We start from the raw sequence: 13485 nt of genomic DNA on the forward strand, positions 1-13485 counted from the left end.
AATCTAATCTAACAACACTACATCGGTTTCAGTTGGGAAAGTGACTCGTCCTTGCACCATCCATGCTTGGTCATGTGGCTGAAGCTCTACAAACCATGGCCCTTGCACTTCATGATCAAGCGCAAGACGATACGTACCTCGAGCATCGGCAGTAAGCAGTTTTTCGAAGTCTCTATCTGGCAATGTGCGGTGTGTAAACGTTGCAGTAAGGGCAGGAAAGTGGGGCAGCTGACCTTTTTGAAGAGTAATAAGAATCGTGTCGCCAGAGGATGATACGGTCGCATTTAACCCCATTTCTTTAGCGACATTAATCTTGGTTAGGTCGACGTTAATTCCCTTACCTTTTTTATAATAATCCTCAGCAACAAGGTTAACTTTGTTGTCCATCAACAGGGAAATCCTGTAGAAGGTAGCAATCACAACGACTAGCGGCAACGCGATCAGGAACCACGGCCAAAATTGTTTATACCAAGGCTTTATCATAAAAAAGTTCTCAACAGCTGACTAAGAAAGAAATTATAATTTTTCTAGAAAAGACAGCCCCTTACAAGGGGCTGTTATTGAAATGTTACTTATTTGTCGGAATTACTTAGGCTCCAAACGTACGCTGATACTAGCTGTACTTTTTCTTCACCTAGAATGTCTTTCCATGCTGGCATGACACCAGAACGACCGTTCATTACAGTCTCTGTAACAGCGGCACGAGAGTCGCCAAACAGCCAAACTTGGTCAGTAAGATCAGGGGCACCAACGGCAGGGTTACCTTTACCATCAGTACCGTGACACGCAGCACAAACGACAAAGCGTGCTTTACCCGCTTCAGCTTCACGCGCGTTCACTTTACGACCAGATAGGCTGAGTGTGTAGCTAACTACTTCACGAACACCATCTTCACCTAGCGCTTCTTTCCACGCAGGCATCTGACCAATGCGACCTTGCATAACCGTTGTGACGATAGCTTCAGGCTCACCGCCGTACAACCAAGCGTCATCCGTTAGGTTAGGGAAGCCAGTTTGACCACGAGCATCAGAACCGTGACACTGTGAGCAGTTTTGTAGGAACAGACGTTGACCTACTTTAATCGCTTCACTGTCAGCTGCAATTTCAGGGATAGGGCGCAGTGCACCATCCGATGTCTTCGCTAGACGGTTAAATGCTTCACCAAAGTATGCTTCTGCATCATCAAGTTCCTTCGCGTACTGAACAAGCGTTTTGTTTTGCTGCGCAGCGGCGATTGAGGCTTTTGACTCTTCAATTGAGCGTACTGTTTGGTCAGAACTTTGCCAGCCTAGTAAACCTTTGTAATTTCCCAGACCTGGGTACATTGCAAGGTAAATAGCTGCGAACACAAATGTGCCGACAAACAAATAAGTCCACCACTTAGGTAGTGGGTTGTTCAGCTCACGAATACCATCGTACTCGTGCCCCATATCTTCGCCTTCTTCGACACCCATCTTGTCGCGAACACACCAATATAGGATGGCTGCACAACCAAGCAACGTACCGACAGTGATGACAATAATCCATAGACTCCAGAATGTAGTCATTACTTAGTCACTCCTTTTTCTTCGGAGGTAGGTTCTTTTTGCTCGTCGGCAAACACTAAGTTTGCATCTTCTTCAAATCGTGCTTTGCGGCTTTTGCCAAAGGCCCACCACACAACACCAAAAAAGCTAACGAACAAAACTATGGTCCAAATACTGTGAATAGTACCGATATCCATAAGCCCCTCCTTATTTCATCGCATGGCCTAAAGATTGAAGATAAGCAATGATGGCATCCATCTCAGTCTTACCTTCTACGTCTTTAGATGCGTTTGCGATTTGCTCATCCGTGTATGGAACGCCAAATTGGTTACGGAAGATCTCAAGTTTCTTCTGTGTCAATTTGCCATCCAGTACGTTTTCCTCTAGCCAAGGGAAACCTGGCATGTTTGATTCAGGAACCAACTCGCGAGGATCGATCAGGTGAACACGGTGCCACTCATCAGAGTAACGTCCACCTACACGGGCGAGGTCTGGACCAGTACGCTTAGAACCCCATAGGAACGGGTGTTCCCAAACGCTTTCACCAGCCACAGAGTAGTGACCGTAACGCTCAGTTTCTGAACGGAAAGGACGGATCATTTGGCTGTGACATACGTTACAACCTTCACGAATATAGATATCGCGACCTTCCATTTCCAGTGCACTGTACGCACGTAGGTTTTTCACAGGTTCAGTAGTTTGCTTTTGGAAAATCAATGGAGTGATTTCAACAAGTGCACCTAAACTGATTGCAAATACAATTAAGATAGCCAGTAAGCCAACGTTACGTTCAACGACTTCATGGCGATTGTTAGAGTTTGAGCTCATCTTTAATCTCCTTAAGCCGGTTGAGGGGTAGCTTTCAAGCTACCTTTGGTTGCCGTTACTGTCTTATACGTGTTGTATGCCATTAAGAACATACCCGCTAAGAAGATGAAGCCGCCAACAAAACGTACGAAGTAGAACGGGTAAGACGCTTGAACAGATTCAACGAAGCTGTATGTTAGCGTACCGTCTGAGTTAACTGCACGCCACATCAGACCTTGCATTACACCAGAAATCCACATCGCAACGATGTACAGAACGGTACCAATAGTTGCTAGCCAGAAGTGGGTGTTAATGAGACCGACAGAGTACATACGCTCTTGACCGAACAGACGAGGTACTAGGTGGTATACAGAACCGATAGATACCATCGCAACCCAACCAAGTGCACCTGAGTGTACGTGACCAATTGTCCAGTCCGTGTAGTGAGATAGTGCGTTAACCGTCTTAATAGACATCATCGGGCCTTCGAACGTTGACATACCGTAGAACGATAGAGAAACGATCAAGAAACGAAGAATTGGGTCGTAACGCAGTTTATGCCAAGCACCTGACAGCGTCATGATACCGTTGATCATACCACCCCAAGACGGAGCGAATAGAACCAAAGACATCACCATACCTAGAGACTGAGTCCAGTCTGGTAGAGCTGTATAGTGTAGGTGGTGAGGACCAGCCCAGATATACAGAGAGACAAGCGCCCAGAAGTGAACGATCGATAGACGGTAAGAGTAAACAGGACGTTCAGCTTGCTTTGGTACGAAGTAGTACATCATACCCAAGAAACCGGCTGTAAGAAGGAAACCTACCGCGTTATGGCCGTACCACCATTGAACCATCGCATCGACAGCGCCTGAATAGACGGAGTAAGATTTACCCATCGATACAGGAATCGCCATGCTGTTCACAATGTGAAGAACAGCGACAGTGATGATGAACGCACCAAAGAACCAGTTCGCTACATAGATATGTGACGTTTTACGCTTGATGAGCGTTCCGAAGAACACAATAGCGTAAGACACCCATACCACTGCAATAGCGATATCGATTGGCCATTCTAATTCTGCATACTCTTTACCTGAGGTAAAACCTAACGGCAGAGTAATTGCAGCGGCTAAAATAATTGCTTGCCATCCCCAAAAGGTGAATGCGACAAGAGGGCCTCCAAATAATCTCGTTTGACAGGTACGCTGCACAACATAATAAGACGTTGCAAACAGAGCACTGGTACCAAACGCAAAGATTACCGCATTAGTATGCAAAGGACGTAAACGACTGTACGTCAACCACGGCGTATCAAAGTTGAGCTGTGGCCAAACTAATTGAGCGGCAATCAAAACACCTACTGCCATACCAACAATACCCCAGAGAATCGTCACTAATGTGAACTGGCGTACGACGGTATAGTTGTAGACTTGTTCAAGCTGCTTTTCTTGGCTCATTAACATGCTTCCAATTTTCTAATTAACTACACTTTACTTCCAACACGACACATGTCGTAATGCTACCCAACCCATCAAAAGAACTAACGCTTAATCAAAACGTTACTTCTCTTGCCGGATTTAACAAAAAGTAGCATTTTCAAGCGACAATAATACTTCAATTAACAAATCAAGAACAGGGTAGTAACCTTACCCTTGGTTGGGTTTTTGACCATTTATTTCAAAACTTTGAAGTTTGTTACACGGAGAACTCGTAACAATGGCAGCTCAGAAGCTAACAAAAGCAAGGCTTGTACAAATAATCGTCATGATGACGGTGTTAATTGCGGCATTTAGCTACCGCACCATAACCCACTCTGATGGGAAAGTAGTCAACTGTGAGGCAAATAAGCCTTGCGCGGTAAGTGTTGGGGAAAAAACCATCACATTTTTGTATCAAGGTGATTCAAAAGTGCTAAGCGTCACAAAATCAAAAGATTTAACAATTGACGTCCAAAATATTGAGACTGTGTTAAATGAATCGTCTAAAGAATCGACAATTCAGGGGTTAAATCTTCCAGCAGAGATCAAAGTTACCGACAGAAATGGGGAATCTGTCCTAGTTCAATATCAGTAACCAGGTCGGATATCTCTTGCAATCTTTAGCCCATGGTAGCCATGACTTTGTCTGGGAGGCCAAAGTACTTTTGGTTACCATCGGGTTCAAGTAGCAGACAATGAGTAGAGCTTGTGATCAACGCCGGATCCATTGTGGTATAAACCACCGTCTTGTCCTTGAGTGCACCACTAAATAGCCTATTCAGATAACTCGCATGTTCATTCTCTACGCCGACAAAAGGCTCATCGATAATAAACAAGTTCTGAGACATATCTCCTAGTCCTATCGCAATTCTCAGGCGCTGAATAACGCCGCTCGGCATATTCTTTAGTACTTCGGTATTGAGGTTGCTATCTAGCCCATCAGGGAACCACTTGTGAAGTTCTAATAGATTAAAGGTGTAGAGCATTTGGTCGGTGGAGACGACGCCGTTATGCAAAACATAGTTAGAACGAATTGAACCCTCAAACAAGTGCATATCAAATGGGATGAAGTTGATGGCTTTTCGATATCGAAAGTTATTGAACTGCTTGATGTTGTAGCCATCTATGTAGACAGCGCCTTGATAACGCTCTTCTAATCCTGCGATCACCATTAGTAACGTCGTTTTTCCGCTACCGGCAGGACCCGAGATGGCGGTTTTACTGCCAGGCGCAAGCTTGAACCCAAGATTCGTCAAACCTGTCTGAGCACCTTGATAACGATGGGTAATCCCGCTGCCAACCACCTCACCATAAAATTTGCGAATAGGTGGGCTTTTCTCAAGCGAAGTCTTGTCGTCGTTTAGTGACATCAACGCATTAATTTGCGCTGCAGAGGATTTAATTGTTTGGAACTTGGTGATTGAGTTGTATATACCCATGATAGGTCCCAGCGCCTTCCAAACCAGTATGACTGTCGCTAACATAGCGCCAGCATCTGAATTCCCATCCATCACTGTAATAACGGCTGTCACAATAGAGGCGGTACCGATTGCTTGAATAAGCCCGCCACCAATAGCTTGAATCTTACTGTTGGTCATCGCGACGTGAGCGGCGTCATTTGAGCTTTGCTCGTGCGACGCGTTAAAGCGCGACTGGATAACTCTCAGAAGCGGAAGACCTTGAATTGTATTGATGCCTCTTAGTAACTCATTCCACTGATAAGAGACCATCGCATTGGCTCGAGAACTATTCGCGGTTGCTTGAGAGTAGATGTAACGTGAATAGATACAGAACACGATCATTAACAATATGCCCGCAAGCACTGTTAGCGCGGCGTAACCTGATAGGATCGTCACGGCCAATATGAATATGACGATAAACGGCATATCAAAGTAACTTAACGTTGCCTCTGCTGTGACCAGTTTTCGGAACTGGTCTATATCCTTAAGACGCGCTAACTGGGACGATACGCCGGCAGAGGAAGTCATAGAGTAGGGAAGCCACAATAGTTTAGATATGACGTTACGTGATATGTGTACTGCTAAGTCTTGTCCTGAAGTGGCAAGGATATTCATCCGTACCTTTTTAACCGCATACTCAGCAAAACCGAGAAACACGGCAAATAAGGTTAGCCAATATAGCGTTGGCTCAGAGCTAGACGCTAGAGCGAAATTGTATACGCTCATGATAAAGAAGGGCTGCAACGCACCAAAGATATTGATCACCAAGGATAGAAAGACAAGACTCTTAAACTCATCGTTATAGCGATAGAAAGCGTACTTTATCCAGTTCGACTTATCTTGAGACTCCGGCGGTGGTTCACGAAACAGTTTTGAGTACTCGGAGATCACCGTTGTGGAGAACGCTTTTCCCTCCAAAGGGATGGTCACACTGTTATTGTTTTTATAGTCGAACAGGGTGCCTTGTCCATTTTCAACAGACATCAATACAGCTTCAAGTTTATCTAGCTCTATAAAGCAAGGTAGATGAAGGGAGCCGATATCCTCCAGCGTCGCTTTATCTTGTTTTGTGGTCCTGCATTGATAACCCAATCGAGTCAGCGTCGATTCAAACCCCTCTACGTCCTTCTCTCCAGGTATAAACGCATCAGATAATAGTTCTGGTGTTCCTTCCCATTCCATAGCGATCAGGGTGTAGGCTAATCCTCTTAATAGAGGAGAATGACTGTATCGTTCCTGAAATTGAGCAGACTCAAAATCATGCAACCGTTCAGAGATGTTGTTAAAGTCGACAAGTATACTCATGCAGCCACCATCTCGTTGGTCAGGCGAATCGATTTGAGACCGTATTTCTTACTATCTAGTTTATTACTGACAATCAGAAGAAACTGCTGATTCGATTTCGGTACCAGACTTGATATCACTCGCTCTCCGAATGCAGAGTCGAACACGGTGTCGATATCATCAAGAATCAAGACTTGCTTTTGGCTCAGCATGGCGCGGACAATGAGCAAGGCGTATTGAACCTGACGAGAGACCGGCGCATTCTTATGACCTGTTAACTGGGTATAGAAACCGTCGGTCAATGCATCAATTTCACTCTTGATACCGAGGTTTTTACACAAGGTAAACGCTGCGCTATTTAGGATAGGTCGAAAGCAAGTAAGGTTATCTATGATGGTTCCCTCAACAAATGTGCTGTGTGAATCGACACGATGCACTGCCTCTCGCCATAGGTGATAGTGAAGGCTTTCCAGCGGCCTACCACTCACTAATATTTTCGAAGAGTCGCATACAATATCGCGTGTCAGACAACGAGTGATATGACTCTTGCCTGTTCCAGAGTTGCCTTTAATGACCGTTGGTTTTCCCAATTCGAACAGCATCCTCTGTCCAGAAGCAAGCTTGACCTCGATATTATCCCCAACGCTCTGGATAGGCATGAGTTTAGAATCTAATTCAGTGGGCGTGTTCACATCTCTTTGCTGTTTGTACTCTAGCTCTAAAAGCTCAGTGACATTCTCGATATGTAGTTTATTGAGTTTCCAACGGCCTATGGTTCTCATTACTTGCTGATAGGGAGCAAAGTATCGGTTTGTCAGCATAATGATGGCGGCCATCACACCTTGACTGGCCTCGAGGTTTATCACGGAAACCGCGAGCAGGACGACGACACACGCTATTGAGAGTTGTTGAATAAGGGCGAGTACTAGGTTGAACTCTGACTCTAAGTTTTCATACTCGATGTTTTTCTTTTCTCGAACCCGAACCATTTCTGTCATCAGGCTTTCGAGGCGGTATTCCATAGTTCGACTTTTGTTGTCCAATGGACTAGAGACAATCTCAATGATCTTTGAGTTGGTGAGTCCTTCTATTTCTGACTTTTCATCCAAAGTCAGAATCTTTTTGTCTGAGATTCGACGTGCAGCGTAGTAGAGCACAAGCGATGCCACTATAAGAGTTAAACCGGCTCCTAAGTTAATGAGTCCAATGATGATGATTGTGATAACACTGACAACCGCATTAATAGCAGCTCGTACAGTTTCGCCACCAAAGAAACTTTTGATTTCAGGGATCGTAGAAATACGCTCAAGATACTGACCTGGCTCTAAACGATTAAACTTACTAATTTCGGCTAAACAGACGGATTTAAACACTCGATTCGTTAAATCACTTTCAAAGTCTTTCATTAATGTTGAGGTAATGACTTCCTCTTGTTTTTTGAGCAAATAATCGAGAAATATCGCTACGAGTATTATCGCGAATAGCAGGGATAGCGTGTCCTTGGCTTGATTGGGAAGCACTCGGTCGAAAATAATCAAGATTGAGAACGGCAGCACTAACGCAAATAACGTCGACATTACCGTCGAAAACGTCAGATACAAGGTATCGGCTGCGGTAATTCTCTGTTTGAAGTGTTCGTTGCTCATGCTAGTCGTTTCCTAAATCAGTTCTTTAGGTGCTCGGGTATTACGTCGCTCTCACGAATTGTCGAGGCATTCACCATAAGATCCATGATTTTCTCAATACTTAATGGAGATAGATTCCCGACGGTCTTATCCAACCGTATTGACTCAATAACATAATCGTACTTTGCACTCTCATAATCCCTTATGGCGTTAAATAGCTTACTCTCTGCCGCTAAGAGATCGGTTAGGGTACGAGTCCCCAATTCGTAGGCTCTCTTGATCCCATTGTAGGAAGAATAATTAGCTCGAATAATATTTTCGAAGGTGAAGATGGATTGAGAAAAGTCGTTGATGTTAAGAACGGACGTTTCTAAATCGTTTTTAACGGTGTTTCTGGTATCTAACAGAAGTAACTCATTCCGCTCTATCGTCTTTTCGTTCTTTTTATAGGCATAGTAATCCGAACCGCCCGTAGTAATCGGTACTGTAAGCGTCAAACCGAGTGATTTAGAATCACTGATACCCGTAGCACCTGGCGTAGTGATCGGATCGAAGTTGTTGGTATCGTCATGTCGGTAACTGGCATTGGCTGCTACGCTAGGGGCGAAATTAGAACCTGTTTCTTTTAAGGTTCGGAAACTACGCTCAAGCGTTTTTTCTGACACTATGATGTCGTTGTTGTATTGCATCGCTTGAGTGAGCAGGTCATTGCGCTTATCGAGCGTAATCTCTGCCAACAATAGACTGCGCTGCAGATCTTGTGTAGGGATAACAGGATATTGAGTTAAAAGCTCTAGAGTATTCAGTATCACATCTTTATCTTTGCCGAGAGTTCGAAGTCGGTTGGCAATCCCTTCCTTTTGCGCAACGACTTCATATAACTCGCTCGCGGCTACATTTCCTAACTCAACGTTTCGTTGCATTTGTTTGAGTCTTGCAAGAGAGGAGTCTAGCTCTGCTTTGGTAGCACGAGTTTGGGCACCATTCTTTAAAAACTCAAAGTATTGAATGGCGATCTCTTGGATGATTTCTTGCGTTTTGGCTTCGTTTTTTATCTCTTCGATATTAAAGTCGAGCTTCGCTGTACCGTACTTATAGATGTCGGCGAGATTGAAGAGACTTTGACTAAGCGAGACACTATAGCCATGATCGTTATAGCTATTCGTAGTGTCATCAGTACCACTCAATACAGTACGGTTTCCGCTCCACGTGCTCGTCGCGTTCGCAGAGATTGTAGGAAGAAACTTCGAACGACTGACATCAATGTTGTACGCGTTCTCTTCAACGCCTTTTCTACTAGCGATGAGAGACACATTATTATTAAGGCCAATCTGAACGGCCTCTAAAAGGGTTAGCGCATATCCATTAAAGGGTAAGAGACTAACCAGAGCGATATTAACTGATCTTCTGATAGGCCACATACTTCTTGATCACCTTCAATATTTCATCACTTTTATATGGCTTACTAATAACGTAATCCATACCTGCTTCAATACACGCCTTGTGTTCTGCCACACTGGTTAATGCAGTCGCACCAATAATGGTAGAAGGCGTTGATACGTCGGTTTCTTTTTCATGTTCACGAATAAGTTTGGTCGCTTGAATGCCTCCCATGCCGGGCATGATACAGTCCATAAAGATGATATCGGCACGCTGACTTTTCACCCATTCCACCGCTTCTGAGCCATCGCCAACCGTGTCTGCGTTGTACTCCTGCTTCATCAAGATACGTTTCAGCAAGAACTGTTGAACCTTGTCATCCTCAACGATCAAGAATGAGCTGTTCTCTAAGGTCTCCTCCACGGACTCTGCTTCAAGGGCTTCACGGAGGTTAGGGATAAATTCATGAGGCAGAATTGGACTAAAGAAGACCTTGTCGACAAACTCATGTGTGCTCTGAGCAAGCTCAGAGGTACTCGATAGCAAAAATAGTTTTGTGCCAGTCGCTTTAAGGCGAGAGCTCAGTGTTTTGCTGAATGGCGCTATTTGGATACCTTCGATTGCATCGGTGATAATAATCCCATCGACTTTGCTTTCTTTTGGATTGAGTCTAAATAAATCATTCGGATCTTCACTGATTTCAAATGTCGCGCCAGCAGTGGTTAAGGTAGTTGAAAGAATATCCAGCGATAGGGCACCAGAACTACAAATCACCAAGTGTTTACCCTCTAATGTACTTGAATTAGGGGCATAGTAGCTCTGCGCTTCTAAATCGATATCAACTTGAAACAGACGCTGTTTACCAGATTCAAACCATTTGGAAGTAAAGTGGCCGACATTTCCAAGTATAGACTTGGTCCACTCATCATTGCTCCCCACAGAATCCGCACGCTCTGTCCAATGAAGGGAGTCAACCTTTATCATTTTTACATTAGTGGTAGTCAGAAAGAAGAGTGACAACGTAACCCTAGATTTATCAACATCTTCAGAATTTCCCGTCTCGATTTTCAAAAGAACGTTGCGCCCACTTTGAACTTGAATCGCATTTGAGAGTTTTAGGAACAACATCCAAAACAGGCTCGTTTGGTGACCAAGAACTAAATTAGGGATGCTGCCAATAAAGGCACATTCCAAAGTGAGGTCTTCACGCTGCAGTTTGGATTTAACATGAATCGTTAACTCAGACACCACATCAAGAAAGGAGAAAGCGCTACTGCTCTTGTCACGCCCCTGAGACAGCAATCTATTGTAGTTCTCAGCTAACTCAGAAAGCGTATTGGCAGCAGAAGTGATATCTTGCGCAAGCACCGCTGTATTCTCATCTGCATCTTGCACTAGGTAATGAATACCGCCTTTGATGGTATTGGTAATGCCGCGAATCTCATAACCGATGAGGCCGTAGAGCTGCTGATTTAGGTCTGCATCTTGTTGCTGTTTGTCCACTTTCTCATGCAAAACACGCAGTTTCGAATAGATGCTTCTTTCGACAGGATCGATATCGGTGGTATTTAGTATTTGGTCAATTTTAGGCGAGTCTAACTCGTCAAGCCTGTCGGCTAACGACTCAAAACTGTCATTCACAGACTTGCGGGCTCGCACCGTCTTCTTGAGTCGATTCCACCCGCCAAGGACGACTGAGATCGCGATAACAGAGAGCAGAGGGAAAATAGCGATGATCACGTTGACTGACGTTTTCATTGTGTCCAAAACGTGTTGATGTTCCACAAAAAATAGATCATCGAAGCGGTTACGGATTTCCACATAATTCGTATTTAGAGCTTGCTTTAGTTGTCTATACTCGAGCTCACCAACATCCAATTTAGAGAAGAAACGATTAATCGCCACTTGCAAATTACTATACTCAACAGCGCCCACAAGGCTCACTTGCTTTTTATCTAGCGCTGCTATCGCTTTGAATGAATTCAGCTCTAACAGGACATCATTTAGGTTTGCGCGTACCTCTTCACATTGCTGAGTATCAAGGCAAGAATCTAATATCAAAATAGTACGCTCTAGCTGCAAATTAAGCTGTTCGGTCTGACGAATGAGCGGAGTTGAAAAAATGGATTCGTTGTTCGAGGCAGTCAAGTATTGAAAAGAAAACCATGCCCCAATGGCAGAAAGGCATAGTAGAAATACTATGCCGAGTTTAATGATTGGGAAAGTATAAACTTTATATGGTTTCTTCATGCATCACCGCTCATCGAATGCATCCTCAATCGCTGACATTACTGGTTTAGCTGCGTATTCAATGACTCGTCGGTCGCCAGTTTTAATGTCGGCTGTAAACTCCATGAAGGGCGATAGGCTATATTTTGTCCCTGAACGCTCTAAGAAATCATGCTCAATGGTAATTTTTGCTAGATAGTATTCTGTTTCCTCCTCTTCATAAGACGATCGACTAATCGAAGTAATCGTACCTGGCATAAAGCCATACTTAGCAAAGTTGTAGGTATCAAACTTAAGCTTCACCTCTTGTCCGACTTCAACAAACCCCATTTCCTTTCTAGGTATTTTCGCTTCACCATGCAGACGATTATTGAGTGGGGCGATGTCAGCGATACTCTCACCAGGAGGGACTACCGCCGAGCGGAAGTTAAAATGCACCTTATCTACGACGCCGTCTACTGGAGAGTAAACAATCAAACGATCAACTTTGTCGGAGTGCTGAGGTTGTTGGATTCTTTTAATTTCTAGGTCTTTGTTCGCCTGAATGATCTGAGACTGGTACTCGGAGTTTCGATTGACGATAAGGTCAGTGAGTTGCTTACTTAGTCGAGCGAGTTGAAAGTCTTCATTCATTAAAGATTCGTCTAAGTTCTCAATCTCACGAACCATATTAGATTCCTGAACTTTCATATTCAGCACATCAACATATGACGCCATTTCTTCTTTATAGAGCGTTTCTTTGATATCTAGCTGCTTTCTGATGAGCTTCAATTGATTGAGAGAGCTTATACGCCGCTTTTTCATCGACGCGATTAACGTCTCTTTGTGCTCAATGTCATGCTGAATCAATACTTCAGCAGATACGTTCTTATCATTTTCATGTCGCCATGTGGTTTGGTTTACGCGCACCAAATCAGGAAAATTACTGTACTCACTAAAATCAGGCTCTGTTTGCGATATAAGATGCTGATATCGTAAACGGTCCATCTCAAGTTGGGCTATTTCAGTATTGGCAGTCGTTAATTGAGAGTTACGCTCGATAGCTCGGAGTCGAGCTATAGGTTGTCCTTCATAAACAATATCTCCTGGTTTAACGAGCATAGAGTCTAAGATCCCTCCCTCAAGGTGCTGCACCTTCTCAATATCGGACTCAAGAAGCAATTCCCCTCGCGAAGAAACGACGATGTCGATCCTAGCCTGAGATGCGATGATAAGTAACACGAGAACGATAACGAATGTGAGCAGTAAGGTCTTATGCACCGTCGTCATTGCACTTTTGATTTCAACAGCTTCAACGTAATCTGACTCAGACTTTTCGCTGTTTTTTATCAGCGCGTTCTTAATGTGATGCTCGATGTTACTTTTACTCACGATCGCCCCCCACTGATAGAAAACTAAACTTTCCTACTAGAATATACGCTGCATCAGTTGGTTAGATTAGTTTTGTGTACAAATATTGTTCATCAATAGCTAAGTATATAAATGGTCACTTTTCAAAAAAATTTCCTTGTTTATCTGTAGTTTGTGGGACCATCCCAAAAGCCTCAAAGAAGCTTAAATATAAGGTTCGTGATCAACGTCTGAACTTTTCTCTAATTTTTACCTCAGAAATTCTTGTCTTTTGTTTCTCATTTCCTTTACTGCCTAACATGAAAGTGTCTGATTTATAAGCTCGCGTGGCAATGGAGGCAAC

11 protein-coding genes are annotated in these 13485 nt (G+C 43.8%); 1 reads left to right on the forward strand and 10 read right to left on the reverse strand.

All coding sequences use genetic code 11. From position 1 onward, the window contains the following. Window positions 1-3: 3 nt before the first annotated feature. The 5 genes from AC6I8U_RS08145 to ccoN form a co-directional block, all read right to left on the reverse strand. Window positions 4-483 carry a FixH family protein gene (locus tag AC6I8U_RS08145; protein ID WP_498018281.1) on the reverse strand — a complete coding sequence of 160 codons (480 nt, stop codon included), beginning with the start codon at window positions 481-483 and terminating at the stop codon, window positions 4-6. Between the two features lie 89 nt (window positions 484-572). After that, on the reverse strand, window positions 573-1547 hold the full coding sequence (gene ccoP, locus AC6I8U_RS08150; RefSeq protein WP_498018282.1) for a cytochrome-c oxidase, cbb3-type subunit III: 975 nt from the start codon (window positions 1545-1547) through the stop codon (window positions 573-575). Then, a complete protein-coding gene (locus tag AC6I8U_RS08155; protein ID WP_128648508.1) occupies window positions 1547-1723 on the reverse strand; it encodes a cbb3-type cytochrome oxidase subunit 3 in 177 nt (58 codons plus the stop codon). Before AC6I8U_RS08155 ends, ccoP begins: the two co-directional genes overlap by 1 nt. Window positions 1724-1733: 10 nt before the next feature. Next, on the reverse strand, window positions 1734-2354 hold the full coding sequence (ccoO, locus tag AC6I8U_RS08160) for a cytochrome-c oxidase, cbb3-type subunit II (RefSeq protein ID WP_006074497.1): 621 nt from the start codon (window positions 2352-2354) through the stop codon (window positions 1734-1736). Between the two features lie 11 nt (window positions 2355-2365). Continuing rightward, window positions 2366-3793 carry a cytochrome-c oxidase, cbb3-type subunit I gene (gene ccoN / locus AC6I8U_RS08165; protein WP_498018283.1) on the reverse strand — a complete coding sequence of 476 codons (1428 nt, stop codon included), beginning with the start codon at window positions 3791-3793 and terminating at the stop codon, window positions 2366-2368. A 259-nt stretch (window positions 3794-4052) separates the two neighbouring features. On the opposite strand from ccoN, the gene AC6I8U_RS08170 reads away from it, so the two are divergent. Beyond that, window positions 4053-4409: a hypothetical protein gene (locus tag AC6I8U_RS08170; RefSeq protein ID WP_498018284.1), complete on the forward strand. Its 357-nt coding sequence runs from the start codon at window positions 4053-4055 to the stop codon at window positions 4407-4409. 25 nt (window positions 4410-4434) lie between these two features. Here AC6I8U_RS08170 and AC6I8U_RS08175 read toward each other — a convergent pair whose 3' ends face one another. Genes AC6I8U_RS08175 through AC6I8U_RS08195 form a run of 5 tightly spaced genes read right to left on the reverse strand, consistent with a single transcriptional unit; the run spans window position 4435 to window position 13163 of the window. Next, window positions 4435-6579, reverse strand: coding sequence for an ATP-binding cassette domain-containing protein (locus AC6I8U_RS08175; RefSeq protein ID WP_498018285.1), 2145 nt, complete (start codon window positions 6577-6579; stop codon window positions 4435-4437). After that, window positions 6576-8204 carry an ATP-binding cassette domain-containing protein gene (locus AC6I8U_RS08180; protein ID WP_498018286.1) on the reverse strand — a complete coding sequence of 543 codons (1629 nt, stop codon included), beginning with the start codon at window positions 8202-8204 and terminating at the stop codon, window positions 6576-6578. Before AC6I8U_RS08180 ends, AC6I8U_RS08175 begins: the two co-directional genes overlap by 4 nt. A gap of 17 nt (window positions 8205-8221) precedes the next feature. Next, window positions 8222-9604 (reverse strand): TolC family protein, encoded by a 1383-nt coding sequence (locus tag AC6I8U_RS08185; protein ID WP_234496020.1) that lies wholly within the window; start codon window positions 9602-9604, stop codon window positions 8222-8224. After that, complete coding sequence (locus tag AC6I8U_RS08190; protein ID WP_498018287.1) at window positions 9579-11813, reverse strand: ATP-binding response regulator; 2235 nt, start codon at window positions 11811-11813, stop codon at window positions 9579-9581. The genes AC6I8U_RS08185 and AC6I8U_RS08190 overlap by 26 nt, the downstream gene beginning before the upstream one ends. A gap of 3 nt (window positions 11814-11816) precedes the next feature. Continuing rightward, the gene (locus AC6I8U_RS08195; RefSeq protein ID WP_498018288.1) at window positions 11817-13163 is read right to left on the reverse strand and encodes an HlyD family type I secretion periplasmic adaptor subunit; all 1347 of its coding nucleotides are present in this window, start codon (window positions 13161-13163) and stop codon (window positions 11817-11819) included. Window positions 13164-13485: the final 322 nt, after the last annotated feature.

This window comes from Vibrio sp. KUL80 (genome assembly GCF_059725495.1).